Here is a 473-nt window from a genome sequence, read left to right on the forward strand (position 1 = left end):
CGCCCGGATCGAGCAGGATGCCGAAGGGCAGCAGCAAGGTAGCCGTCGTCGAGCCGTCCGGGCGTGCCGCGATCTCCACGGCAAGAAGCCTCTGCCCGTTCTGCTGGACCTGGTCTTGCGCGAGCGAGCACACTCTCGCCTTCTCGCGAACCGAACAGGTCACACTCCAGTCCTGATAGACCTCGCGCAGCGATGACGGTCCATCCGGGACAGCCGCCACCTGTTGCTGGGCGAACGCCGGCGACATCAACGAGAATAGAATTGCCCCACATGCGGAGACGGCCTTCGGGCCAGACTTCATGTGCAGACCCACTCGCGGATCTTGCATTTCTCTCCCGTTGCCTCGCAGGCCTGCAAGGCGAGATCCTCCGCTTCCCGACGGGTCTCTGCCGAGTTCACGCCCCAGGGCGTGAAACGGTTCTCCACCTTGTCTGCCACGGCGAGCGCACCGCAATGCTTGTAGGGAAAGCCGG

Annotated in this window: 2 protein-coding genes; both read right to left on the reverse strand. The window is 64.3% G+C overall.

Annotated features, from left to right (window positions below; genetic code table 11):
* Positions 1 to 301, reverse strand: a 301-nt coding sequence (locus tag EN893_RS37475) for an invasion associated locus B family protein (protein ID WP_245490996.1), incomplete at its 3' end; no start/stop codon positions are given.
* The coding region (locus EN893_RS37480) for a DUF4189 domain-containing protein (protein ID WP_128362334.1) at positions 298 to 473 on the reverse strand (176 nt) is incomplete at its 5' end. The genes EN893_RS37475 and EN893_RS37480, both read right to left, overlap by 4 nt.

This window comes from Mesorhizobium sp. M7A.F.Ca.CA.004.04.2.1, from assembly GCF_004022825.1.
Taxonomy (GTDB): domain Bacteria; phylum Pseudomonadota; class Alphaproteobacteria; order Rhizobiales; family Rhizobiaceae; genus Mesorhizobium.